The sequence below is a fragment of the Streptomyces sp. NPDC021224 genome, assembly GCF_044332905.1.
GTDB lineage: Bacteria > Actinomycetota > Actinomycetes > Streptomycetales > Streptomycetaceae > Actinacidiphila.
This window is the reverse complement of sequence record NZ_JBIRPW010000002.1, coordinates 659,233-683,283: the sequence shown is the minus strand read 5'-3', so window position 1 is coordinate 683,283 and position 24,051 is coordinate 659,233. Positions and strand designations below refer to the sequence as shown.

Genomic DNA, 24,051 nt, shown 5'->3' with positions numbered 1-24,051 from the left:
GTCACGGCACGGCGGCGGCTTGCCGCCGGGGGCCGGGCGGGAAGGCTTTCGGGCCTTCCCGCCCGGCCCCCGCCGTTTTCCGGGTAGGGGTACTGGTGAGGTCCGGTGCCCGGATGCGCGAAGGAGACGCGCGCTCCGCGCACCCCACCTTCTAGAATTCGGACATAAGCCATAAAGAGGAGATGGGCGCGGCAGCGGAGCGCGGGACGAGCGGCGGCGGCGAAGGAGCAGACGCATGAGCAGCGACACGACCGCATCGGCGGGGACTCCTCCGGCAGGCGCGGGCGCGGGCGTGGACGTGGGCGCCGGGCCCGTCCGGCGGGTGCGCGGGCGCGGCCTCGGCTACCGGCCCGAGCAGGTCGACCGCTTCCTCGAAGAACTCTCCGAGGACCGCGACGCCGCATGGGAGCGGGCCACCAGGCTCAGCGAACTCGCCACCGAGATGGAGGCCGAGCACGCCGCGCTGCGCGCGCAGTTCGACGCGCTGCCGTCCTCCGCCTTCGACGCGCTCGGCCCCGGCGCGCAGGAACTGGTGCGGCTCGTCGAGGAGGAGGCCGCGGCCGTACGCGAACGGGCCGAGGCCGAGGCGCAGTACGCGCGGGACGCCGCGGAGACCGCGCGGCGCACCCTCCAGGACGAGTCCCGCGCCGCCGCGTCCGCACGGCTCGCCGCCGCGGAGGACGAGACCGAGCGGATGCTCGACGCGGCGTGCGCGCGGGCCGCCGACATCCTCGGCCAGGCGCGCGCCGAGGCCGAAGCGGTACGCGGCGAGGCCGGCCGCACGCTGGAGACCGTACGGCAGGACGCGGAACGCGGCGCCGCGGAGGGCGAGCAGGAGCGGCGCACCCGGCTGGACACGCTGGAGCGTGAGCTCGCCGAACGCGAGGCCGGGGCCGACAGCCGGCTCGGCGAGCTGCTCGCCGACGCCGAGCGGCGTCTCGACGCGGCGCACCGCGAGCGCGCCGCCGCGGAGGAGGCGCTGCGCGCCCGGGAGGCGGAGGCGGAGCGGCGGGCCGCGGCCGTGCTCGCGCGAGCGCGGGCCCATGAGGAGAGGGTGCGCAGGGAGAGCGAGCGGGCGCTGCGGGAGCACGAGGTGCGACGCGATGAGCTGAGGGCACACTTCGCGAGGGTGCGCAGCGCGCTGGCCGCGCTGACCGGCCGTGACCCGCGACCCCCGGGCCCCGCCCCCTCCTGAGGGCTGCGCCCTCGGGCTCCCTGCTGCTACCGCTGCCGCGCCGGACGCTGCTACCCCGCGGGGTGCGTCCGCCGGTTGTCGCGGGGCCGTCCGCGGGTGGGGGCTTGGCGCGCAGTTCCCCGCGCCCCCAAGCCCCCCGGGGTGCATCCGCCGGTTGTCGCGGGAACATCCGCCACGATGTGGCTGAGCGCGCAGTTCCCCGCGCCCCTCAGCCCCGCCGACTGCCCCGGACCGTCCTCGCGGGAACATCCGCCGCGATATGGCTGAGCGCGCAGTTCCTCGCGCCCCCAAGCCCCCCGGGGTGCATCCGCCGGTTGTCGCGGGGCCGTCCGCGAGTGGGGGCTTGGCGCGCAGTTCCTCGCGCCCCCTCGCCCCACCGGCTGCCCCCCACCGTCCTCGCGGGAACATCCGCCACGATGTGGCTGAGCGCGCAGCCCCTCAGCTCCCGCCAACCGGGCCGGATCGCCTCGTGGGAAGGTCAGGCGCTCCGGAGGGGGACCATCGCCGAGACGCGGAAGCCGCCGTCGGGGGTGGGGCCGGCGGCGAAGCCGCCGCCGTGGGAGGTGACGCGTTCGCGCATGCCGGTCAGGCCGTGGCCGCTGCCGGGGAGGGCGGTCTGGGGGGTGCCGTCGGAGGGGCCGTTGGTGATGAGGACGGCGACCTCGGCGTCGCGGTAGGCGAGGCGGACGACCGCGCTGGCGCCCACCGCGTGCTTGCGGACGTTGGTGAGGGCTTCCTGGACCACCCGGTAGACGGTGGCCTCGATGCGCGCCCCGCAGGGGCGCTTCGCGCCCTCGACGGTCAGCTCGACCCCCATGCCCGCCGCCTGGGACTCCTCCACCAGTGCGGCGAGGCGGGCCAGCGTCGGGCCCTCTTCCTCCTCCCGGGAGGCGGGCCGGTCCGGGACGGGCGCGGCGGGGGCGGCGGGCGCGGCGGCTTCCGAGGTGCGCAGCACCCCCAGCATCTGGCGCAGCTCGGTGAGCGCCTGCCGTCCCATGTCGCCGAGCAGCTCCGCGCTGGCGGAGGCCTTGTGCGGGTCCTTGAGGGCGACGGCCTTGAGCGCGGCGGCGTGCACGACCATCAGGCTCACCCGGTGCGCGACGACGTCGTGCATGTCGCGCGCGATGCGGGTGCGCTCCTCCGCCCGAGCGCGCTCGGCGCGTTCCGCCGCCTTCTCGGCGAGCAGTTCGAGTTCGCGTTCCAGGCCGTCGGCCCGCTCGCGCAGGCTCTCCACGAGCCGGCGCCGGGCGCGGACGTAGAGGCCGAGGAGCACGGGCGGCCCGGTGAGGCCGAGCGCCATGAGGATGGAGACGAAGAGGGTGACGGGCATCCGCAGCGCGCTGCCGTCGTCGGAGGTGTCGAGGTTGTCCTGGAACTGGATGACGGCGACCAGCATCGTGCCGAAACCGTTCATCCCGGCCAGCGCGGCGGTGATGCGGCGCGGCACCTCGGAGGCGGCGAGGGTGTAGAGGCCGACGAGGGAGAGCAGGAATCCGGTCTGCGCGGGCGTCATGGCTATGCCGACGAGCACGACCGCGACCGGCCAGCGGCGCCGGAGCAGCAGCACGCCGCCGACCAGGACGCCCACGAGCGCGCCGAGGAAGGCGGGGACGCCAATCCGGTCGGCGAAGGTGCCGCCCTCGAAGGCGCACTCGATCGCGGAGACCGCGGCCAGGGTCGCGTCGAGCAGGAAGCTGCGCCGCCGCTGCCACCACCACCAGCCGGCGGGGAGCAGCACCGGTGCCGCCGTGTCGCCTGCCGCGCCTCCTCCGGCGCCGTCGTCCGGTACGTGCGCCCCCGTCGTACTCATGGCGTCCAGCGTAGGCGGTGGGCGCCCGGACGTACCGGGCACGTACCAGCCGCGCACCGCGACCGCGCACCCGGGGCCCGTGAACGGCCCCGGGTGCGCGGCGGAGCGGCCCGGACGGGGGGCCGTGGCGGACGCCCGGTGTCCGGCACGTGGGCTGGGCGTCTCGCCGGGCGGGCCGCGACCTATCCTGGAACGGCCGGACAGCGCGGTCCGCGAGTACGCCGTCCACACACCCCTGCACAAGGAGCCGCACCTGTGAGCAGCGCCGACACCGCCCCGGACAGCAGTACCGCCAGCAGTTCCGCCCTCCGTGCCGACATCCGCCGCCTGGGAGACCTGCTGGGCGGCACGCTGGTGCGCCAGGAGGGGCAGGAACTCCTCGATCTCGTCGAGAAGGTCCGCGCACTGACCCGAAGCGACGGGGAGGCCGCCGCGGCACTGCTCGGCGACACCGACCTGGAGACGGCCGCGAAGCTGGTGCGCGCCTTCTCCACCTACTTCCACCTCGCCAACGTCACCGAGCAGGTGCACCGCGGGCGCGAGCTGCGGTCGCGGCGCGCGGCCGAGGGCGGCCTGCTCGCCCAGACCGCCGACCTGCTCAAGGACGGCGACCCCGAGCACGTACGCGAGACGGTCCGCAACCTCAACGTCCGTCCCGTCTTCACCGCGCACCCCACCGAGGCGGCCCGCCGCTCGGTGCTGAACAAGCTGCGCCGTATCGCCGAGCTGCTGGAGGACGGGCACGGCAACGGCGAGGGCAGCACGGGTGACCGGCGGCGCGCCGACCTGCGGCTGGCCGAGAGCATCGACCTGCTGTGGCAGACCGACGAGCTGCGGGTGGTCCGCCCGGAGCCGGCCGACGAGGCGCGCAACGCGATCTACTACCTCGACGAGCTGCACGCCGTCGCGGTCGGCGACGTGCTGGAGGACCTGGCCGCGGAGCTGGAGCGGGTCGGGGTGCCGCTGCCGCCGGAGACCCGCCCGCTGACCTTCGGCACCTGGATCGGCGGCGACCGGGACGGCAACCCCAACGTCACCCCCGAGGTCACCTGGGACGTGCTGATCCTCCAGCACGAGCACGGCATCACCGACGCCCTGGAGCTGGTCGACGCCCTGCGCGGCGCCCTGTCCAACTCGATCCGCAACTCCGGCGCGAGCGACGAGCTGCTCGACTCGCTGGCCACCGACCTGGTCGCGCTGCCCGAGATCAGCCCGCGCTACAAGCGGCTGAACGCCGAGGAGCCCTACCGCCTCAAGGCGACCTGCATCCGGCAGAAGCTCATCAACACCCGTGAGCGGCTGGCCACCGGCACCCCGCACGTACCCGGCCGGGACTACCTCGGCACGGCCGCGCTGCTCACCGACCTCCAGCTGATCCAGGACTCGCTGCGCGCGCACCGCGGCGGCCTGATCGCCGAGGGCCGGGTGGACCGCACCGTCCGCACCCTGTCCGCCTTCGGCCTGCAGCTCGCCACGATGGACGTGCGCGAGCACGCGGACGCCCACCACCACGCGCTGGGCCAGCTCTTCGACCGGCTCGGCGAGGAGTCCTGGCGCTACGCCGACATGCCGCGCGACTACCGGCGCAAGCTGCTCGCCAAGGAGCTGCGCTCGCGCCGCCCGCTGGCCCCGACCCCGGCGCCGCTGGACGCCGCGGGCGCCAAGACCCTCGGCGTCTTCCACACGATGCGCGAGGCGTTCGAGCGCTTCGGCCCCGAGGTGATGGAGTCGTACATCATCTCGATGTGCTTCGGCTCCGACGACGTCTTCGCGGCCGCGGTGCTGGCGCGCGAGGCCGGGCTGATCGACCTGCACGCGGGGGTCGCCAAGATCGGCATCGTGCCGCTGCTGGAGACGACCGTCGAGCTGAAGATCGCCGACAAGCTGCTGGACGAGATGCTGTCCGACCCGTCCTACCGGCGGCTGGTGTCGCTGCGCGGGGACGTGCAGGAGGTCATGCTCGGCTACTCCGACTCCTCGAAGTTCGGCGGCATCACGACCTCGCAGTGGGAGATCCACCGGGCGCAGCGCCGGCTGCGCGACGTGGCGCACCGGCACGGCGTGCGGCTGCGGCTCTTCCACGGCCGCGGCGGCACCGTCGGCCGCGGCGGCGGCCCCTCGCACACCGCGATCCTCGCGCAGCCGTGGGGCACCCTGGAGGGCGAGATCAAGGTGACCGAGCAGGGCGAGGTCATCTCCGACAAGTACCTGATCCCGTCGCTGGCCCGGGAGAACCTGGAGCTGACCGTCGCCGCGACGCTGCAGGCGTCCGCGCTGCACACCGCGCCGCGGCAGTCCGACGAGGCGCTGGCGCGCTGGGACGCGGCGATGGACATCGTCTCGGAGGCGGCGAACGGCGCCTACCGCAAGCTCGTCGACGACCCGGACCTGCCGAAGTACTTCTTCGCCTCCACCCCGGTCGACCAGCTCGGCGAGCTGCACCTGGGCTCGCGCCCGTCCCGCCGCCCGGACTCCGGCGCCGGGCTCGACGGCCTGCGGGCGATCCCGTGGGTCTTCGGCTGGACGCAGTCCCGGCAGATCGTCCCCGGCTGGTACGGCGTCGGCTCGGGCCTGAAGGCGGCCCGTGAGGCGGGGCTGGACGGGGTGCTGGACGAGGCGTTCGGGCAGTGGCACTTCTTCCGCAACTTCCTGTCCAACGTCGAGATGACGCTGGCCAAGACCGATCTGCGGATCGCCCGCCACTATGTCGACTCGCTCGTCCCCGACGACCTCAAGCACGTCTTCGAGGCCATCGAGGCCGAGCACGAGCTGACGGTGCGCGAGGTGCTGCGGCTGACCGGCGAGTCCGAGCTGCTCGCGGCGAGCCCGGTGCTGGCGCAGACCTTCCGGATCCGCGACCAGTACCTGGACCCGATCTCGTACCTCCAGGTCACGCTGCTGGCCCGGCAGCGCGAGGCGGCCGCGCGCGGTGAGGAGCCGGACCCGCTGCTGTCGCGCGCCCTGCTGCTCACCGTCAACGGTGTCGCGGCGGGTCTGCGCAACACCGGCTGACACCCGCCCGGACGAACGGAAGGGGAGCCGCTCCCGGCACGTGCCGGGGGCGGCTCCCCTCGCGTCGCGGCGGATCCGTCAGCTCTTGCGGTGGCCGACCAGCCGGGGCCGGGGCTCCAGACCCGACAGCCCGTTCCAGGACAGGCTGACCAGGTGGGCGACGACCTCGGACTTCTTCGGGCGCTGCACCTCGACCCACCACTGGCCGGTCAGCGCGACCATCCCGACGAGCGCCTGGGCGTACATCGGGGCGAGCTTGGGGTCGAAGCCGCGCTGCTTGAACTCGTGGCCGAGGATGTCCTCGACCTGGGTGGCGATGTCGCTGATGAGCGAGGCGAAGGTGCCGGTGGACTGCGCGACGGGCGAGTCGCGCACCAGGATGCGGAAACCGTCGGTGAAGCGCTCGATGTAGTCCAGCAGCGCGAAGGCGGCCTGCTCCAGCAGCTCGCGCGGGTGGCCGCCGGTGAGCGCGCCGGTGACCATGTCCAGCAGCCGGCGCATCTCGCGGTCGACCACCACGGCGTACAGGCCTTCCTTGCCGCCGAAGTGCTCGTAGACCACGGGCTTGGACACCCCGGCCTTGTGGGCGATCTCCTCGACCGAGGTGGCCTCGTAGCCCCGCTCGGCGAACAGCGTGCGGCCCACGTCCAGGAGCTGCTCGCGGCGTTCCTTGCCGGTCATCCGGACCCGGCGGGTGCGGCGTGCGGTCGGTCCCGAGGGGGCCGGGGCGGCGGCCTCGGCGGATCCGCGGGCCGCCGTCGTCCGGCCGGCCGTCGTCGCCCTGCGCTGTCTGCCGTCGCTCACGCCTCCATCATGCCGCTTCGCTTACGTCTTCTTTACGCCGGGCGGCGATCCGGTCGGCGGTGGGCCAGCGCACGTCGGTCGCCCAGCCGGCCATCTCGCACCAGCGGATGATGCGGGCGCTGGAGTCGATCTGGCCGCGCAGCACGCCGTGCCGGGCGCAGGTGGGGTCGGCGTGGTGCAGGTTGTGCCAGGACTCGCCGCAGGACAGGACGGCCAGCCACCACACGTTGCCGGAGCGGTCACGGGACTTGAACGGGCGCTTGCCGACGGCGTGGCAGATGGAGTTGATCGACCAGGTCACGTGGTGCAGCAGCGCCACCCGAACGAGCGAACCCCAGAAGAACGCGGTGAAGGCGCCGTACCACGACATGGTGACCAGGCCGCCGACGACCGGCGGGATGAGGAGCGACAGCGCCGTCCACAGCCAGAAGTCGCGGGAGATGCGGCGGATCGCCGGGTCCTTGATCAGGTCGGGGGCGTACTTCTGCTGCGGGGTCTGCTCCTCGTCGAAGAGCCAGCCCATGTGCGCCCACCACAGGCCCTTGAGCAGGGCCGGCAGCGTCTCGCCGTAGCGCCAGGGGCTGTGCGGGTCGCCCTCGGCGTCGCTGAACCTGTGGTGCCTGCGGTGGTCGGCGACCCAGCGCACGATCGGGCCCTCGACGGCCATCGAGCCGGCGATGGCCAGCGCGATCTTCAGCGGGCGGTTGGCCTTGAACGAGCTGTGCGTGAAGTGCCGGTGGAAGCCGACGGTGATGCCGTGACAGCCCAGGAAGTACATGCCCACCATGAGGCCCAGGTCGAGCCAGCTCATCCCGCGTCCCCAGGCCAGCGGCACCGCGGCGACCAGCGCCACGAAGGGGATGCAGATGAACAGCAGCAGCGCGATCTGCTCGATCGAGCGCTTGTTCTCGCCACCGCGGGTGGCGCTCGGCGGCTCCTGTCCTGTCGTCCCGGGATCCGGCTCCCGGGACTCGGGCCTCACGTCTGTCTGTGTGGTCATGTCTGTCCCTGTCGGATGGAAGTGGGGGCTGCAATCAGCGGTTACGCGTAACCTACGCTGCCGTAAGTATTGCAGCGGCGCCCCGTGGACGACAGGACCGTGTCGGGCGGGCAGTCGGGCGGGCACCGATCGATGCTTACCCTGATCTCCGTCGCGTGCACCATGCCCGGTGCGGCATGATGGGAGCGACCGGCTCGCCGCCCCGGCCTGATCGACGGGGAGGCCGAGTTGATCCGCCGTGGTGTAATGGCAGCACTGGGGCTTTTGGTGCCTTAAGTCCGGGTTCGAGTCCTGGCGGCGGAGCAGGTGCGCGGTGAACCGTGCCGGGCGGATGCGCGGAGCAGCGGATGGCCCGTCCCGGACGGCCTGGGTATTCTGCGGGAGTCCCGCTCCCGAAAGCCCAGGAGTTCTCCCTGTGAGCCCCACACGTCCGGCTGCCGTCGTCGTCCTCGCCGCGGGTGAGGGGACGCGCATGAAGTCGGCCACCCCGAAGGTGCTGCACCCGATCTGCGGCCGCTCCCTGCTCGGCCATGTGGTCGCCGCCGCGCGCGAGCTGGACCCCGAGCAGCTGCTGGTGGTCGTGGGCCACGGGCGCGAGCAGGTCACCGAGCACCTCGCGGCCGCCGACCCGGACGCGCTGACGGCCGTGCAGGCGGAGCAGAACGGCACCGGGCACGCGGTCCGTACCGGCCTGGAGGAGCTGGCCCGGCGCGGCGCCACCCCCGAGGGCACCCTCGTGGTGACCTACGGCGACACCCCGCTGCTGACCGCGAGCACACTGGCCACACTGGTGTCCGCGCACCAGGCGGACGGCAACGCGGTGACCGTGCTCACCGCCCACGTGCCCGACCCCACCGGATACGGCCGCATCGTGCGGGACGTGACGGACGGCCAGGTCGCCGCGATCGTGGAGCAGAAGGACGCCTCCCCGGACCAGCAGGCGATCACCGAGATCAACTCCGGTGTCTACGCGTACGACGCCGCGCTGCTCGCCGAGGCCCTCACCAAGATCACCACGGACAACTCGCAGGCCGAGGAGTACCTGACCGACACCCTGGCGATCCTGCGCGGGGCCGGCCACCGGGTCGGCGCCTGGACCGCCGCCGACCACCGGGAGATCGCCGGGGTCAACAACCGGGTGCAGCTCGCCGAGGCCCGCCGGGTGCTCAACGACCGGCTGCTGCACCAGGCGATGCTGGACGGCGCGACGGTCGTCGACCCCGCCTCGACCTGGCTGGACGCGGGCGTGGTCCTGGAGCCCGACGCGGTGATCCACCCCAACACCCAGCTGCTGGGCGCCACCCGGGTGGCGGCGGGCGCGGAGGTCGGCCCGAACTGCACGCTGACCGACACCGTCGTCGGCGAGGGCGCCCGGGTGTCCAACACCGTCGCCCAGGAGGCCGAGATCGGCCCGCAGGCGAACGTCGGCCCGTACGCGTACCTGCGCCCCGGCGCCCGGCTCGGCAGGGGCGCCAAGGCGGGGACGTACGTCGAGATGAAGAACGCCTCGATCGGCGAGGGCACCAAGGTGCCGCACCTGAGCTACGTGGGCGACGCGACGATCGGCGACCACACCAACATCGGCGCCGCCAGCGTCTTCGTGAACTACGACGGCGAGGCCAAGCACCACACCACGATCGGCAGCTACTGCAAGACCGGGTCGGACAACATGTTCGTGGCGCCCGTGGTGGTCGGCGACGGCGCCTACACCGCGGCCGGCTCGGTGATCACCAAGGACGTGCCGGCCGGCTCGCTCGCGGTGGCCCGCGGGCAGCAGCGCAACATCGAGGGCTGGGTCGCCCGCAAGCGTCCGGGCAGCGCCGCCGCCGAGGCCGCGCAGCGGGCCCACGAGACCCACTCGGACGACTGAGCCGCGGCCCTTTCCCCTCTCCCGCCTCCCCCACACCACCCACACCCACCTGCCGTTTCGGCAGGGCGAACACCCGCCGTCGCACATGCGAGCGGCGGGTGAGTGAGGGCTGTCTCATCGGCCGCTCCGAGGTGCACACATGCGCCGGAGGGGGCGTACCGTGTGGGGTGCACACAATTCCGCCAGCACGCCCGCATCCGGGTGTCGCTGTGTCGAACACCAGTCGAACACCAAGGAGACGGTGCAGTGACCGGGATCAAGACGACCGGTGAGAAGAAGCTGATGCTCTTCTCCGGCCGCGCCCACCCCGATCTGGCGGAGGCGGTGGCACGGGAACTCGGCGTCGAGCTGGTGCCGACCAAGGCTTTCGACTTCGCCAACGGCGAGATCTACGTGCGGTTCCAGGAGTCGGCGCGCGGCGCCGACTGCTTTCTGATCCAGAGCCACACCCGGCCGATCAACCAGTGGATCATGGAGCAGCTGATCATGCTGGACGCCCTGAAGCGGGCGTCGGCACGCAGCATCACCGTGATCGTCCCCTTCTACGGCTACGCGCGGCAGGACAAGAAGCACCGCGGCCGTGAGCCGATCTCCGCGCGGCTGATCGCCGACCTGTTCAAGACCGCGGGCGCCGACCGGATCCTCACCGTCGACCTGCACACCGACCAGATCCAGGGCTTCTTCGACGGGCCGGTGGACCACCTGTTCGCGCTGCCGGTACTGGCGGACTACGTCGGCGCCAAGGTCGACCGGGACAAGCTCACCGTCGTCTCCCCGGACGCCGGCCGGGTGCGCGTCGCCGACCGCTGGTGCGACCGGCTCGGCGCGCCGCTGGCCATCGTGCACAAGCGCCGCGACCCGGACGTCGCCAACCAGGTGACCGTCCACGAGGTCGTCGGCGACGTCGAGGGCCGGGTGTGCGTGCTGGTCGACGACATGATCGACACCGCGGGCACCATCTGCGCCGCCGCGGACGCGCTCTTCGCCAACGGCGCGGAGGACGTCATCGTGACCGCCACGCACGGTGTGCTGTCCGGTCCGGCCGCCGACCGGCTGAAGAACTCCAAGGTCAGCGAGTTCATCCTGACCGACACCCTGCCGACCCCGGCGGAGCTGGACCTCGACAAGATCACCGTGCTGTCGATGGCGCCGACCATCGCCAACGCGGTCCGCGAGGTCTTCGAGGACGGCTCGGTCACGAGCCTGTTCGAGGAAGCGCACTGATCCGGCGCGGGCGGCCGCAGAATCGGTACGCCCGCGCTCGGTGATCGATTTCGTCCGGGGCCTTCCCGCCGGTTACGCTATCCGCGTTGCTCGGCGAGGGAGGCCCCGGACGCGTCTGACGCGGTCCGGAATCCGGCTCCGTTATCGACGCGCTCCTCGTAACCGTGGATCGGCCCGTCGGGGCCGGGCGACCGTACCGTCTGCCACCACGAGGAGTGAACCTCATGTCCGAGGTCAAGATCCCTGCCGCTCTGCGCACCGAGTTCGGCAAGGGCGCCGCGCGCCGTATCCGCCGCGCCAACCAGGTCCCCGCCGTCATCTACGGCCACGGCGCCGAGCCCAAGCACGTCTCCGTCCCCGGCCACGAGCTGCTGCTCGCGCTGCGCACCGCGAACGTCCTGATCTCGCTGGACATCGACGGCAAGTCCGAGCTGGTCATCCCCAAGGCCGTGCAGCGCGACCCGATCAAGGGCTTCCTGGAGCACGTCGACCTGCTGTCGGTCAAGCGCGGCGAGAAGGTCAACGTCGAGATCCCGGTGACCGCGGAGGGCGAGCTGGCCCCCGGCGGCAACCTGCTGGAGCACGTGCTGGCCGCGCTGCCCGTCGAGGCCGAGGCGACCCACATCCCCGAGGGCGTCACCGTCAGCGTCGAGGGCCTGGAGGCCGGCGCCTCCGTCCTGGCCAAGGACATCGCGCTGCCCAAGGGCGTCACGCTGGCCGTCGACGAGGACGCCGTGGTGATCCAGGTCGTCGCCGCCCAGGTCGAGGAAGCCCCCGAGGAGGGCGAGGAGGAGGCCGAGACCGCCGAGGCCGCCGAGGGCGAGACCGCCGAGGAAGCCGCCGCAGAAGAGGCCTGAGCCTGACACCGCGGCCCGCCGCCGTACCCTGTCCCGGGGTACGGCGGCGGCCGTGTCTGTCCCCCCGGTCCGTGCCGGGCGGGACCCCCGCACCCCATGGAGACTCGATGAGCGACAGCACAGCGCCCTGGCTGGTGGCCGGGCTCGGCAACCCGGGCCCCGAGTACGCCGGGAACCGGCACAACATCGGCTTCATGGTCGCCGACCTGCTGGCCTCCCGCATGGGCGGCTCCTTCAAGCGCTCCGGCAAGGCGCAGGCCCAGGTCCTCGAGGGCCGCATCGGCCCGCCCGGACCGCTGAGCCGCCGGGTGGTGCTGGTCAAGCCGATGTCGTTCATGAACCTGTCCGGCGGCCCGGTCACCGCGCTGCGGGACTTCTACAAGGTGCCGACCGAGCAGATCGTCGCCGTCCACGACGAGCTGGACATCCCGTACCCGACGCTGCGGCTCAAGCTCGGCGGCGGCGACAACGGGCACAACGGGCTGAAGTCGCTCACCAAGGCGATGGGCCCGGACTACCTGCGGGTGCGGGCCGGGATCGGCCGCCCGCCGGGGCGCATGGACGTGGCGGCCTTCGTGCTGAAGGACTTCTCCTCGACCGAGCGCAAGGAGCTGGAGTGGTTCGTGGACCGCGCCGCCGACGCGGTCGAGGCGCTCGTCGGCGAGGGCCTGGAGCGGGCGCAGAGCACGTACAACAACTGACGGACCACGGACCGCCGACCGGGAGTTGACCCGGCGGCACACCATGGCCAAGGATCGCCCGCATGGTCGAACGGAGCCGCTCCCGCCGTGCGGCGGAGGGTGCCAGGGGCCCGGCGCGGCTGGCCCGAGTGGTGGCCGTCGCGCTCGTCGCGGCGCTGCTGCTGGTGTCCGGCGCCTGGGACTCCTGGCGGACCGCGCAGCACGTGATGCTCACCAAGGGCCGCGAGCACGGCACGATGACCCTGACCGACTGCGGCGACTCCACCTGCACGGGCCCCTTCGCGCCGAAGGGCACCGCCGTGGCGCGGCCGGAGGTCACCATCAGCCTGCCGATCCGGCACACCACGGGGGCGCGGATCCCGGTCGCCGTCGAGCCCGGCACCGACACCGTGGTGCGGGCCGGCTGGGGCGGGGTGCTGTGGGCGTGGGTGCCGCTGGGCGGCGCGCTGCTGCTCGCCGCGATGGTGACGGCGGCCGGCCTGCGCGCGTACCGCACCGCCTGGACACTCGGCGGGCTCGGCGCGGCGCTGCTGGCCGGGGCGTTCCTGACGCTGTGACCCCGCGCCGGCCGGGCCCCGCACCCCCTCGGGCGACGGGACCCGGCCCCGCCGGTCAGCGTGCGGGCGTGCGGGCGACGGCGAAGATGCGGCGGAAGGGGAAGACCGTGCCGTGCGGGCCCGGCGGGTAGGCCTTGCGCAGCAGGTCGCGGTACTGCCCGACGAACTCGCGGACGGCGGCCGGATCGCCGTCCAGCGCGGTCAGCACCGGGCGCAGGGCGGTGCCCTTGGTCCAGTCGAGCACCGGGTCCTCGCCCTGGAGGAGCTGCACGTACGTCGACTCCCAGACGTCCACCTGCGCGCAGCCCAGCTCCGTCAGGTGCTCCAGGTAGCCGGCGGGGCTGAGGATGTGGACGTAGCGGCGGCCGTGGTCGTCGAGGCGGTCGCGCCAGCGCGGGGACTCGCACAGCTCGGCGAGCAGCGCGTGGCTGGGCGCGGTGAAGTTGCCCGGCACCTGGAAGGCCAGGGTGCCGCCGGGCGCGAGGTGGTCGAGCCAGTCGCCGAAGCGGTCGGCGTGGCCGGGCACCCACTGGAGCGCCGCGTTGGAGACGATCAGGTCGTACTGCTCGTCGGGCGTCCAGTCGGCGGCGTCGGCCCGGCGGAAGTCTAGGGTGCCGCCGCCGGCGGTGGGCCCGGCGTACTGCTGCGCGGCGGACAGCATCTCGGCGGAGTTGTCGAAGCCGGTGACGCGGGCGGCGGGCCAGCGGTCGGCGAGCAGCGCGGTGACGTTGCCGGGCCCGCAGCCGATGTCGGCGATCCGCGGGGAGCCGCCGCCGGGCAGTTCCGGAATCCGGTGGAGGAGGTCGAGGAACGGGCGGGTGCGGTGGGCGGAATGGTGGAGATACTGGTGGGGATCCCACGTCGGGCTTGCGTGCATCGTTCGTACTCCCTGGGTGGTACGGAACCGCTGCCGAAACGGAGCGCGAGGTTCATCTCTCCGGTTCCAGGCTCCACCCGGGGATATCTTGATGTCAAGAGACTTCATATCGACAGACCTACTACACTGATCTCCATGGAGGACGAGGTCGACCGGCTGGTCGCTGCATGGCGCCGAGAGCGCCCCGACCTCGACGTCGAACCGCTCGAAGTGCTCAGCCGGGTCAGCAGGCTCGCGCGGCACCTGGACCGCGCCCGGCGGCTGGCGTTCGCGGAGATCGGGCTGGAGCCCTGGGAGTTCGACGTCCTCACCGCGCTGCGGCGGGCCGGGACGCCGTATCAGCTCTCACCGGGGCAACTGCTCACACAGACCCTCGTCACATCCGGCACGATGACCAACCGGATCGACCGGCTCGCCGAGAAGCGGCTCGTGGAGCGGCTCCCCGACCCCTCCGACCGGCGCGGGGTACTCGTCCGGCTCACCCCCGCCGGACAGGACCGCGCCGACCGGGCCCTGGCCGGCCTGCTCGCCCAGGAACGCTCCATCCTGGGCGAGCTGACCCAGGCCCAGCGGGCGGAACTCGCGGGCCTGCTACGACAGCTGACCGCGCCGTTCGACAACATCCCCACCTGAGGCGGCCAGCTCCACCGGCCCCACCCCGGCCCGCCGGGCCAGCGCCACGGCCGCCAGCGTGGAGTGCACGCCCAGCTTGCCCAGCACGTTCTGCATATGGGTGCGCACCGTGTGCGGGGACAGGAACAGCCGCTCGGCGACCGCCTTGCGGCCCAGCCCCGCCACCATGCAGCGCAGCACCTCCTGCTCGCGCGGCGTCAGCGACTCCACCAGCTGCTCGCTCTCGGTGCGGTGCCGCCGGGCCGCGGTCAGCTCCCGCAGCACCCCGGTCAGCAGCGCGGGCGGCAGATGCGTCTCGTCCCGCAGCACCCCGCGCACCACGGCCAGCAGCCGCGACAGCGAGCAGTCCTTGGCGACCCACCCGGACGCCCCCGCCTGCAGCGCGCAGGCGGCGCGGTGCGGGTCGTCGCGCTCGGCCAGCACGACCGTGCGCGTCCCCGGATGCTCGGCCTGCACCCGCTCGACCAGCGCGAGCCCGTCCAGCACCGGATCGCGCGGCTCGGCCGCGCGCAGCGCGGACGGCGGCGGTACGGACGCCAGCGCCGGGCGGCCGCGCGGCGCGGTGCCCAGATCGGCGTCGACCAGCAGTACGTCGTAACGGCGGCCGTCGACCGCTGCCCGGTCGAGGCAGCGCTGTGCGGCGGGGCCGCTGCCGGCCGCCGACACGTCGACGTCTGACTCCGCCGCGAGCGCGGCGGCGAGCGACTCGGCGAAGATGCGGTGGTCATCGACGACGAGAACGCGGATTCGTCCCACGGACACCACTCCCGGTGTACGGCACTCCCCCAGTGGCGGGGCCTCGCGTGGGACCCGGTCCCGTACCGCGGGCCGCCGCCCGCGGACGGGGCCGGATCCCTGCGTCTCGCCCCCTGATGAACGCCGGCCCCCACCGGCGTTGTGGGAAAAGCGTAGGGGTTCCCCGGCGGAATGGCGCCGTCTTGGCGCAACTTGCCCTGCCGGGCGGGGCTTGGGCTGCTCGGTAAACGGTTTCCCTGCGGCGGCCTGCCGGGGGCGCGGGGTGTGCGGGGTGCGCTGACCGCGCCGGGCGCACCGGAGGCACGGGAAACTGCGCGGCCCACCCCCACCGGCCGGTGGTCCTGGGGGCACCTCCCAGGCGGAGCTCTGGGGGAGGAGCGAATTGCCCCTTCGGGCCGGTCGACTACCCGCGCCCCGGTGGGGGCTGGGGGCACCTCCCAGGCGAAGCTCTGGGGGAGCGCAGTTCCCGCGCCCCTGACAACGGGTGCCCCGTGCGGCACGCGCAGCCCCAGAACGGGCCCCCCGCGCCGCACGCGCACCGCGGAAGCGAGGGCCCCGCGGGGCATCGTCAGGTCAGGCGGTGGGCTCCTGGGGAGGGGGCGGCGGCGAAGACGCGGGCGCCGGGGAGGGCCGCGAGGATCGCCGAGGTCACGGCGGGGGCCGCGGACGCCGGGGTCAGGACGACCGCGGAGCCGCCGAAGCCGCCGCCGGTCATCCGGGCGCCGAGGGCGCCGCCGGCGAGCGCGGCCTCGACCACGAGGTCCAGCTCGGGGCAGGAGACCTGGAAGTCGTCCCGCAGCGAGGCGTGGCCGGCCGTCAGGACGGGTCCGACGTCGGCGACACGCCCGGCGTCGAGCAGCGCGACGACCTCCTCGACGCGCCGGTTCTCGGTCACCACGTGCCGGGTCAGGCGGCGCAGCCGCTCGTCGGAGAGCGCGGCGAGCGCGGTGTCGAGGCCGTCGAAGGGGACGTCCCGCAGCGCCGGGAGGCCGAGTTCGGCCGCGGCCGCCTCGCAGCCGGACCGCAGCCGCGCGTACGCGCCGTCCGCGTGCGCGTGCTTGACGCGGGTGTCGGCGACGAGCAGCGCGAGGCCGGCCTCGGCGAGGTCGAGCGGGACCTGGCGCTGCACCAGGCCGCGCACGTCGAGGTGCAGGGCGTGGCCGTCGGTGCAGCACGCGGAGGCGGTCTGGTCCATGACGCCGACGGGCGCGCCGACGTAGGTGTTCTCCGAGCGCTGGCACAGCAGCGCCAGTTCCTGCCGCGGGAGTTCGACGCCGTGCAGGTCGGCGAGGGCGAGCGCGGTGACGACCTGGAGGGCCGCGGAGGAGGACAGGCCGCCGCCGACCGGCACCGTGCTGGTGTAGTGGATGTCGGCGCCGCCGACCGGGTGGCCGGCCTCGCGCAGTGTCCACAGCACGGCGGCGGGGTAGGTGGCCCAGCCCGCGTCGGTGCCGGGGGCGAGGTCGTCCAGGGCGAGTTCGACGACACCGCCGCTCATCTCGGCGGAGTGCACCCGCAGCCGTCCGTCGTCGCGGCGGGCGACGGCGGCGCGGGTGGTCCGGTCGAGGGCGAAGGGCAGCACGAAGCCGTCGTTGTAGTCGGTGTGCTCGCCGATGAGGTTGACCCGTCCGGGCGCGGACCAGCAGCCCTCCGGGTCGCGCCCGAAGGCGTCCTTGAAGGCTATGCCGAGGTCGTCGGTCGTGCCGGGGCCGTCGGTCATGCGTCCTCCCGAAGGGATTGGGCGAAGGTCCACGCGTCGCGGACGATGTCGGCGAGATCGGTGCGCACGGGCTGCCAGCCGAGCAGGTCGCGGGCGCGCTGCGCGGAGGCGACGAGCACGGCGGGATCGCCGGCCCGGCGCGGCTGCGCGGTCTCGGGAATGGGGTGCCCGGTCACCTGCCGGGCGGTGTCGATGACCTCGCGGACGGAGAAGCCGCTGCCGTTGCCGAGGTTGCACACCAGGTGCTCGCCGGGCGCCGCGTGGGTGAGGGCGAGCAGGTGGGCGTCGGCGAGGTCGGCGACGTGGATGTAGTCGCGCACGCAGGTGCCGTCGGGCGTCGGGTAGTCGTCGCCGAAGACGGCGACGGCCTCGCGGCGGCCCTGGGCGACCTGGAGGACCAGCGGGATGAGGTGCGACTCGGGGTCGTGCCGTTCGCCCTGGCCGCCGTACGCGCCCGCGACGTTGAAGTAGCGCAGCGACACCGCGGCCAGGCCGTGGGCAGCGCACTCGGCGCCGATCATGTGGTCGACGGCGAGCTTGCTGGCGCCGTACGGGCTGGTGGGCGCGGTGACGGCGTCCTCGGTGACGGGGACGGAGGCCGGTTCGCCGTAGGTGGCGGCGGTGGAGGAGAAGACGAGGGTGCGCACCCCGGTGTCGCGCATGGCGTCCAGCAGGTCCATGGTGCCGCCGACGTTGTTGCGCCAGTACTTGCCCGGGTCCGCGACGGACTCGCCGACCTGCGAGAAGGCGGCGAAGTGCAGCACCGCGTCGAAGCTCGGGTCGAGCACCTTGGCGGCGTCCTGGATCCGTCCCTCGACGAAGTCGGCGCCGTCCGGCACCCCGGCGCGGAAGCCGGTGGACAGGTCGTCCAGCACCGTCACCCGGTGCCCGGCGTTCAGCAGCCGGGCGGCCACCACCCCGCCGATGTATCCGGCGCCTCCGGTGACCAGCAGCTTCCTGGGATTCTCGGTCACGTGCTCGCTACCTCTCGCAGTCGCTGTGCGGCGGCTTCCGGCGGGACGTCGTTGATGAAGGCGCCCATACCGGACTCGGACCCCGCAAGGTACTTCAGCTTGCCCGATGTGCGGCGAATCGTGAAAAGCTCCAGATGCAGGGCGAATTCGCGTCGCTCGGGGATGCCGAAGGGCGCCTGGTGCCAGCCGGAGATGTACGGGGTGGGCGGCTGGTCCGGGCCGAAGATCCGGTCGAAGCGGCGCAGCAGTTCCAGGTAGACGCCCGGGAACTCGGCGCGCGCGTCCTCGTCGAGCGCGAGCAGGTCCGGCACCCGGCGGCGCGGGAAGAGGTGCACCTCGTAGGGCCAGTGGGCGGCGTGCGGGACGAACGCCACCCAGTGCTCGGCGGCCAGCACCACCCGGTTGCCGCCCGCGGCCGCGTCGGAGGTCCCGTCGGCCGTCCCGTCGACCGTCTCGTCGGCGAGGACGTCGTCGAAGAGGTTGCGGCCGGTGCGCTCGCGGTGTGCGGCGAGGGTGCCCAGCATGAGCGAGGTGCGCGGGGTGACGAACGGGTAGCCGTAGATCTGGCCGTGCGGGTGGCCGAGGGTGACGCCGATCTCCTTGCCCCGGTTCTCGAAGGCGAAGACCTGCACGACGCCGGGCAGCCGGGAGAGGTCCAGGGTGCGGTCGGTCCAGGTGTCGAGGACCAGCCGGGCGCGGTCCTCGGTGAGGTCGGCGAAGGAGGCGTCGTGGTCGGAGGTGAAGCACACGACCTCGCAGCGCCCGGCGTCGCCGGCGAGCGAGGGAAAGCGGTTCTCGAAGACGACGACCTCGTAGTCGCTGTCGGGGATCTCGCTCAGCCGCCCCTCGCGCGACGGGCACAGCGGGCACTCGTCGGCGGGCGGGTGGTAGGTGCGGCCCTGGCGGTGCGAGGCGATGGCCACGGTGTCGCCGAGCAGCCGGTCCTCGCGCAGCTCGGAGTGGGTGGAGACGGGTTCCAGGGGGCGGCGGTCGACGGCGTCGCGAACGGGCGCGGCCGCGCCGCCGGGGCGTACGTCCCCGTCGTAATAGATGAGTTCACGGCCGTCCGCGAGCCGGGTCGTCGTCTTCTTCACCCTGCTGACCCCTCACACCACAATCACCCAACAGAACCGCACACAATGAATCATGACACAACAGTGCAGTCAATGCGCGGGCGTGGGTGAAGTTGACGCGTTGGTCAGTAGGGGGCTGCGACTCCGTTTCGGGCACAACCAAACAAAGACGAACAGATGCGTGAGCGGTTCCCCGCCGGAGCGCCGTGGCGCCCTCAGCGCGGGCCGGGAGCCGCCGCCCGGTCCAGCAGGCCGGTGCGCGCGGCCAGCGCCGCCGCCTCCAGCCTGGACCCGACGCCGAGCTTCATCAGCACCCGCTGCACATGGGTGCGCGCGGTGCTCGGGGCTATCCGCATCCCCGCCGCGATCAGCCGGGTGTCCTCGCCCTCGGCGACCCGCACCAGCACCTCGATCTCCCGCGGGGTCAGCATCTCCAGCAGCCGCACGCCCTCGTCGTCCGGCTGCTGGGCGGGATCGAGCAGTTCGGCGAAGGCGCCCTGCAGCAGCGGCTGGGCGATGGCGACCTCGCCCGCACGAGCCTTGGCCATGGCCCGCTCCACGCCCTCGATGCGCTCGTCATGGCGCACATAGCCGGACGCGCCGGCCGCGAAGGCCGCCGCGATGCCGCGCGGATCGGGCACCGGGCCCAGCACCACGACCGCGACCGCCGGGCGCTCCCGGCGGATCCGGGCCACCGGTTCGAACGCGCCGGGCGCGGCCGGGGCCGCCGTGCCGAACAGGCACACCTCCGGCGACCGGCCCAGCACCAGCTCCGCCGCCCCGCCGGACGGCGCCGACGCGGCCAGCACCCGGTGCCCGCGCAGCTTCAACGCCGACGCCAGCGCCTCCGCGAGCAGCCGGTGGTCGTCGACGACGACGAGCCGTACCCCCATCCAGGACACCCCCTCCACGGGGCGGCCCGGTCCCCGCCGCCCCCCATTGCCCTACGCATACCGCGCGACGGCCCCTCCCAACCGCGCGTCCGGGCGGTACGAGCCCAGGCACGCGAAGGTACACGCTTGCCCCATGACAGCGCGCCCCCGACGCGGCACGGGCGCCCGGGAATTCCGGGGCACCCGTGCGCGCCGGGGGCGCGCGGGGGTACGGACGCGCCGTGGGCGGACCCGCGGCGCGCCGCCGTCAGTGGAGGTCGACGATGTACTTCTGGTCGTCGTTGCTCTCGTAGACGGTGTGGCACGAGTAGAAGAAGTGGCCGTTGTGCCAGTACATGTAGCCCTCCAGGTCGGACATGTCGCCGACCTTGTCCTCCGTGCCGTCGGCGAAGACCGCGTACTTCTGCATCGCGCCGGTCGCCGGGTCGACGGTGTCCAGCTGGCCGGCCACGTCGTAGTCCGGCGGCTCGACGGCGAGGATCTTGCCGTCCGGCAGGAAGTCCAGGCCCACCACGGCCTGCTTGTCGGCCGGCTTGGCGATCCACTTCTGCTTGCCGTCGGCGGTGTTGAAGGCCACGATGCCGCTGAGCACCTGGCCCTTGCTGTCGCCCTGGCTGCGCAGCGTCAGATAGACGGTGTCCTTGCTGACCAGGATGTTGTGCACGTCCTCGACGCCGTTGTCACCGAGTGAGATGTCGTACTTGTCGGTGCCGAGCGAGATCCGCGAGAGCATCTTGCCCGCGGAGAGGGTGACGACGTCGGTGGCGAGCGCGTCGCCGTTCTGCGTGTCGAGCACCACCACGACCGGGTCGGTGGAGACGACCGCCTTGACCTCGAAGCCGCTCGGCGCCTGCCACGACCACTTCGCCTTGCCGGAGTTCTCCGGATCGACGACCTGCACCTTGTAGGTCTTGAAGTCGCAGTTGACGACGACCACGAACTGAGCGCCGCCCGCGTAGCCGTCGTCCTCGCAGTTGCCGTTGCCGCCCTGCCACAGCACCTTCTGGGTGCTGATGCGGTAGGCGATCGAGCCCTCCATCCAGTCGACGCCGACCGTGTCGCCGCTGATGGCCATCTGCGAGTAGTCGAAGTCGCCGCTGCCACCGTCACCGCCGGGCAGCGTCGCCGACCACTTCGCGACACCCGTGGTCAGGTCGAAGACCATGATCTGGTTGCACGTCGGGCCGTACTGGATCGCCGCGAAGTTCTGGTACGTGTCCTTGGCCGACGAGCAGTCGTCGCCCGCGGGCGCGGCGAGCGTCCACGCCTGGTCGCCGGTCGCGATGTCGTACGCGGTGACCTTGTTGATCTCCTGCTTCACCACGAGCTTGTCGGTGAACCAGATGCCGGGTATGCGCTTGAGGTTGTCCTTCTTGGCGACGGTGTCGGCCGGCTTGTCCCACGCGAACTGGATCTCGCTGGAGTGCGGCGACTCGGTCGGGCCCTTCTGCCCGCTCGCGGTCGGCTTGGGCTTGGGGTCGTCACCGCCGTCGCTCTTGGTCGCGAAGTAGACGGCGACCACGGCGATCAGCGCCACCGCCACGACCGCCGCGATGATCGCGATCATCTTGTTGTTGTTCCGCGCGCCGCCCGGACCGCCGGGCGCCCCCGGATACGGCGCCGGCGTCTGGTAGCCGTACGGGCCCGGCGGGGGCGTCTGGCCGTACTGCGGCTGGCCCGGATACGGCTGCTGGGCGCCCGGGTACGGCGGCGGGGCCTGCGGCGGCACACCCGGCGGGGGCGTCTGCGGCGGGACCTGGAAGGCCGCCTGCGTCGGGGCCTGGGCGTACGGGTTCTGCCCCGGCGGCACCGGCTGCGCGTACGGGTTCGGCCCCGCGGGCGGCGGGGTCTGCGGCGAGGCGGGGGCCGGGTAGCCGTAGCCGCCGCCCGGAGCGGGGGGCGGCGGCGGGGGCGGCGCGGAGCCGGGGGCGGGGTAGCCGTAACCGCCCGGCGGCGGGGGCGGGGTCTGCGGAGATCCCGGCGGTGGCGGCACCGGCGCGTCGGACTTCCCGAACTCGGGCGGGGTGCCGGGCGGCGGGGGCGGCTGGGACATCGGCGGAACCTCTTCGCAACTCACAACAGTGTCGGGCGGAAATTCTTTCTATCACCCGGCACCGACACCCCCGCGGGCCCCGGCAGTTCCGTTACCGGGCCGCTACACGTTCTCCGCGAGACCGCCCGCACCCCCTCGCGCACCACCCCGGGGACGGCCTCGGGGACGGCCCCCCGCGGCCTCTACTGCCCGGCCTCGTCGGCCAGTTCCAGCCAGCGCATCTCCAGGTCCTCGCGCTCCTCGCGCAGCGCCCGCAGCTCCGCGTCGATCTCCGCGACCTTCGCGAAGTCGGTGGCGTGCTCGGCGATCCGCGCGTGCAGCACCTTCTCCTTCTCCGCGGCCTTGTCCAACTGCCGCTCGATGCGCTGGAGTTCCTTCTTCGCCGCCCGGGTGTCACCGGTCGGCCGGTCCTTGGACTGCTGCTGCCCGGTCCGGTCGGGCGCGGCCGGGGCCGCCGCCTCCTCCATCGCGCGCCGCCGCTCCAGGTACTCGTCCACCCCGCGGGGCAGCATCCGCAGCGTCTGGTCGCCCAGCAGCGCGAGCACCTTGTCGGTGGTGCGCTCCAGGAAGTACCGGTCGTGGCTGATGACGACCATCGAGCCGGGCCAGCCGTCGAGCAGGTCCTCCAGCTGCGTCAGCGTCTCGATGTCGAGGTCGTTGGTCGGCTCGTCGAGGAAGAGGACGTTCGGCTCGTCCATGAGCAGCCGCAGCAGTTGCAGCCGGCGCCGCTCGCCGCCGGACAGGTCGCCGACCGGCGTCCACTGCTTCTCCTTGGTGAAGCCGAACCGCTCGCACAGCTGACCGGCCGTCATCTCCCGGCCCTTGCCCAGGTCGACCCGGCCGCGTACCGCCTCCACCGCCTGGAGCACGCGCACCTGCGGGTCCAGCTCGGCGACCTCCTGCGACAGGTACGCCAGGCGCACGGTCTTGCCGACCACGACCCGGCCCGCGGCCGGCTGCTGCTCGCCGTCGCTGGCCTTCGCGTCCGCGAGCGCCCGCAGCAGCGACGTCTTGCCCGCGCCGTTGACCCCCACCAGGCCGACCCGGTCGCCCGGACCCAGCTGCCACGTCACATGGCGCAGCAGCTGCTTGGGACCCGCCGTGACGGTCACGTCCTCCAGGTCGAAGACCGTCTTGCCCAGCCGGGAGTTGGCGAAGCGCATCAGCTCCGCCGTGTCGCGGGGCGGCGGCACGTCCTCGATCAGGGCGTTCGCCGCCTCCACCCGGAACCGCGGCTTCGACGTGCGCGCCGGCGCGCCCCGGCGCAGCCACGCCAGCTCCTTGCGGACCAGGTTCTGCCGCTTGGTCTCCTCCGTCGCCGCGATGCGCTCGCGCTCGGCGCGCGCGAAGACGTAGTCGCTGTAGCCGCCCTCGTACTCGTAGACGGTGCCGCGCTGCACGTCCCACATCCGGCCGCACACCTGGTCCAGGAACCAGCGGTCGTGCGTCACGACCACCAGCGCGGAACGGCGGACCCGCAGATGGGCCGCGAGCCACGCGATGCCCTCGACGTCCAGGTGGTTGGTCGGCTCGTCCAGCACGATCAGGTCCTGCTCGTCGATGAGCAGCTTCGCGAGCGCGATACGGCGCCGCTCACCGCCCGACAGCGGGCCGATCACGGTGTCCAGCCCCGCCGGGAAGCCCGGCAGGTCCAGCCCGCCGAACAGTCCCGTGAGCACGTCGCGGATCCGGGCGTCGCCCGCCCACTCGTGGTCCGCCCGGTCCCCCACGACCTCGTGCCGCACGGTCGCCGCCGGATCCAGGCTGTCGTGCTGCGTCAGCACGCCGAGCCGCAGGCCCCCCTGGTGCGTCACCCGCCCCGAGTCCGGCTCCTCCAGCCGGGCGAGCATCCGCACGAGCGTCGTCTTGCCGTCGCCGTTGCGCCCGACGACCCCGATCCGGTCGCCCTCCGACACCCCCAGCGAGACGCTGTCCAGCAGGGTACGCGTGCCGTATGTCTTGCCGACGGCTTCCACGTTGACCAGGTTGACGGCCACTTCTCGCTCTCCCAGCGCAGTACGAACCACTCCCCTCCACCCTAG

At 73.3% G+C, this 24,051-nt stretch carries 19 protein-coding genes and 1 tRNA gene; 9 read left to right on the top strand and 11 right to left on the bottom strand.

The annotated features are described in order from the left end of the window. Positions 1-235 precede the first annotated feature (235 nt). Positions 236-1,195, top strand: a complete 960-nt coding sequence (locus ACH4PY_RS08250; RefSeq protein WP_398177305.1) for a cellulose-binding protein — start codon at positions 236-238, stop codon at positions 1,193-1,195. A 478-nt stretch (positions 1,196-1,673) separates the two neighbouring features. Here ACH4PY_RS08250 and ACH4PY_RS08245 read toward each other — a convergent pair whose 3' ends face one another. After that, positions 1,674-3,005 carry a sensor histidine kinase gene (locus ACH4PY_RS08245; protein WP_398177301.1) on the bottom strand — a complete coding sequence of 444 codons (1,332 nt, stop codon included), beginning with the start codon at positions 3,003-3,005 and terminating at the stop codon, positions 1,674-1,676. Between the two features lie 255 nt (positions 3,006-3,260). On the opposite strand from ACH4PY_RS08245, the gene ppc reads away from it, so the two are divergent. Continuing rightward, on the top strand, positions 3,261-6,017 hold the full coding sequence (ppc, locus tag ACH4PY_RS08240) for a phosphoenolpyruvate carboxylase (protein WP_398177298.1): 2,757 nt from the start codon (positions 3,261-3,263) through the stop codon (positions 6,015-6,017). A gap of 78 nt (positions 6,018-6,095) precedes the next feature. Here ppc and ACH4PY_RS08235 read toward each other — a convergent pair whose 3' ends face one another. Together ACH4PY_RS08235 and ACH4PY_RS08230 are read right to left on the bottom strand one after the other, a co-directional pair. After that, a complete protein-coding gene (locus tag ACH4PY_RS08235; RefSeq protein ID WP_398177295.1) occupies positions 6,096-6,821 on the bottom strand; it encodes a TetR family transcriptional regulator in 726 nt (241 codons plus the stop codon). Between the two features lie 7 nt (positions 6,822-6,828). Then, positions 6,829-7,821, bottom strand: a complete 993-nt coding sequence (locus ACH4PY_RS08230; RefSeq protein ID WP_398177292.1) for an acyl-CoA desaturase — start codon at positions 7,819-7,821, stop codon at positions 6,829-6,831. A gap of 232 nt (positions 7,822-8,053) precedes the next feature. Here ACH4PY_RS08230 and ACH4PY_RS08225 point away from each other — a divergent pair. The 6 genes from ACH4PY_RS08225 (at position 8,054) to ACH4PY_RS08200 (ending at position 13,030) form a co-directional block, all read left to right on the top strand. Beyond that, positions 8,054-8,124, top strand: a tRNA-Gln gene (locus ACH4PY_RS08225). A 112-nt stretch (positions 8,125-8,236) separates the two neighbouring features. After that, a complete protein-coding gene (glmU, locus tag ACH4PY_RS08220; RefSeq protein ID WP_398177289.1) occupies positions 8,237-9,691 on the top strand; it encodes a bifunctional UDP-N-acetylglucosamine diphosphorylase/glucosamine-1-phosphate N-acetyltransferase GlmU in 1,455 nt (484 codons plus the stop codon). Positions 9,692-9,937: 246 nt separating this feature from the next. Further along, positions 9,938-10,915: a ribose-phosphate diphosphokinase gene (locus tag ACH4PY_RS08215; protein WP_398177286.1), complete on the top strand. Its 978-nt coding sequence runs from the start codon at positions 9,938-9,940 to the stop codon at positions 10,913-10,915. Positions 10,916-11,139: 224 nt separating this feature from the next. Beyond that, positions 11,140-11,772 (top strand): 50S ribosomal protein L25/general stress protein Ctc, encoded by a 633-nt coding sequence (locus tag ACH4PY_RS08210; RefSeq protein WP_398177283.1) that lies wholly within the window; start codon positions 11,140-11,142, stop codon positions 11,770-11,772. Positions 11,773-11,879: 107 nt separating this feature from the next. Continuing rightward, positions 11,880-12,473 carry an aminoacyl-tRNA hydrolase gene (gene pth / locus ACH4PY_RS08205; RefSeq protein WP_398177280.1) on the top strand — a complete coding sequence of 198 codons (594 nt, stop codon included), beginning with the start codon at positions 11,880-11,882 and terminating at the stop codon, positions 12,471-12,473. Between the two features lie 62 nt (positions 12,474-12,535). Beyond that, a complete protein-coding gene (locus ACH4PY_RS08200) occupies positions 12,536-13,030 on the top strand; it encodes a hypothetical protein (RefSeq protein ID WP_398177277.1) in 495 nt (164 codons plus the stop codon). A gap of 55 nt (positions 13,031-13,085) precedes the next feature. On the opposite strand, the gene ACH4PY_RS08195 is transcribed toward ACH4PY_RS08200, so the two are convergent. Then, on the bottom strand, positions 13,086-13,907 hold the full coding sequence (locus ACH4PY_RS08195) for a trans-aconitate 2-methyltransferase (protein WP_398177274.1): 822 nt from the start codon (positions 13,905-13,907) through the stop codon (positions 13,086-13,088). 135 nt (positions 13,908-14,042) lie between these two features. Here ACH4PY_RS08195 and ACH4PY_RS08190 point away from each other — a divergent pair, with 135 nt between their 5' ends. Continuing rightward, positions 14,043-14,540, top strand: coding sequence for a MarR family winged helix-turn-helix transcriptional regulator (locus ACH4PY_RS08190; protein WP_398177271.1), 498 nt, complete (start codon positions 14,043-14,045; stop codon positions 14,538-14,540). Here ACH4PY_RS08190 and ACH4PY_RS08185 read toward each other — a convergent pair. From ACH4PY_RS08185 to ACH4PY_RS08155, 7 genes are all read right to left on the bottom strand, one after another. Continuing rightward, entirely contained in the window at positions 14,499-15,296 is a 798-nt protein-coding gene (locus ACH4PY_RS08185) for a LuxR C-terminal-related transcriptional regulator (protein WP_398177640.1), read from the bottom strand. The two genes, ACH4PY_RS08190 and ACH4PY_RS08185, sit on opposite strands and share 42 nt — an antisense overlap. A gap of 568 nt (positions 15,297-15,864) precedes the next feature. After that, complete coding sequence (galK, locus tag ACH4PY_RS08180; protein WP_398177268.1) at positions 15,865-17,016, bottom strand: galactokinase; 1,152 nt, start codon at positions 17,014-17,016, stop codon at positions 15,865-15,867. Next, entirely contained in the window at positions 17,013-17,990 is a 978-nt protein-coding gene (gene galE / locus ACH4PY_RS08175) for a UDP-glucose 4-epimerase GalE (protein WP_398177265.1), read from the bottom strand. The genes galK and galE overlap by 4 nt, the downstream gene beginning before the upstream one ends. Then, entirely contained in the window at positions 17,987-19,084 is a 1,098-nt protein-coding gene (gene galT, locus ACH4PY_RS08170) for a galactose-1-phosphate uridylyltransferase (RefSeq protein WP_398177262.1), read from the bottom strand. Before galT ends, galE begins: the two co-directional genes overlap by 4 nt. A gap of 194 nt (positions 19,085-19,278) precedes the next feature. Further along, on the bottom strand, positions 19,279-19,956 hold the full coding sequence (locus tag ACH4PY_RS08165; protein ID WP_398177259.1) for a response regulator transcription factor: 678 nt from the start codon (positions 19,954-19,956) through the stop codon (positions 19,279-19,281). Positions 19,957-20,203: 247 nt separating this feature from the next. Then, on the bottom strand, positions 20,204-22,009 hold the full coding sequence (locus ACH4PY_RS08160) for a PQQ-binding-like beta-propeller repeat protein (RefSeq protein ID WP_398177257.1): 1,806 nt from the start codon (positions 22,007-22,009) through the stop codon (positions 20,204-20,206). Positions 22,010-22,191: 182 nt separating this feature from the next. Further along, complete coding sequence (locus ACH4PY_RS08155; protein ID WP_398177254.1) at positions 22,192-24,006, bottom strand: ABC-F family ATP-binding cassette domain-containing protein; 1,815 nt, start codon at positions 24,004-24,006, stop codon at positions 22,192-22,194. Positions 24,007-24,051 lie beyond the last annotated feature (45 nt).

Excerpts from the sequence above, each read along its gene's own strand:
- ACH4PY_RS08190 (WP_398177271.1), top strand. The coding sequence starts at position 14,043 with ATGGAGGACGAGGTCGACCGGCTGGTCGCTGCATGGCGCCGAGAGCGC.
- ACH4PY_RS08165 (WP_398177259.1), bottom strand. The coding sequence starts at position 19,956 with ATGGGGGTACGGCTCGTCGTCGTCGACGACCACCGGCTGCTCGCGGAG.
- ACH4PY_RS08160 (WP_398177257.1), bottom strand. The coding sequence starts at position 22,009 with ATGTCCCAGCCGCCCCCGCCGCCCGGCACCCCGCCCGAGTTCGGGAAG.
- ACH4PY_RS08245 (WP_398177301.1), bottom strand. The coding sequence starts at position 3,005 with ATGAGTACGACGGGGGCGCACGTACCGGACGACGGCGCCGGAGGAGGC.
- ACH4PY_RS08250 (WP_398177305.1), top strand. The coding sequence starts at position 236 with ATGAGCAGCGACACGACCGCATCGGCGGGGACTCCTCCGGCAGGCGCG.
- ACH4PY_RS08210 (WP_398177283.1), top strand. The coding sequence starts at position 11,140 with ATGTCCGAGGTCAAGATCCCTGCCGCTCTGCGCACCGAGTTCGGCAAG.
- pth (WP_398177280.1), top strand. The coding sequence starts at position 11,880 with ATGAGCGACAGCACAGCGCCCTGGCTGGTGGCCGGGCTCGGCAACCCG.
- ACH4PY_RS08200 (WP_398177277.1), top strand. The coding sequence starts at position 12,536 with ATGGTCGAACGGAGCCGCTCCCGCCGTGCGGCGGAGGGTGCCAGGGGC.
- ACH4PY_RS08195 (WP_398177274.1), bottom strand. The coding sequence starts at position 13,907 with ATGCACGCAAGCCCGACGTGGGATCCCCACCAGTATCTCCACCATTCC.
- galK (WP_398177268.1), bottom strand. The coding sequence starts at position 17,016 with ATGACCGACGGCCCCGGCACGACCGACGACCTCGGCATAGCCTTCAAG.
- ACH4PY_RS08230 (WP_398177292.1), bottom strand. The coding sequence starts at position 7,821 with ATGACCACACAGACAGACGTGAGGCCCGAGTCCCGGGAGCCGGATCCC.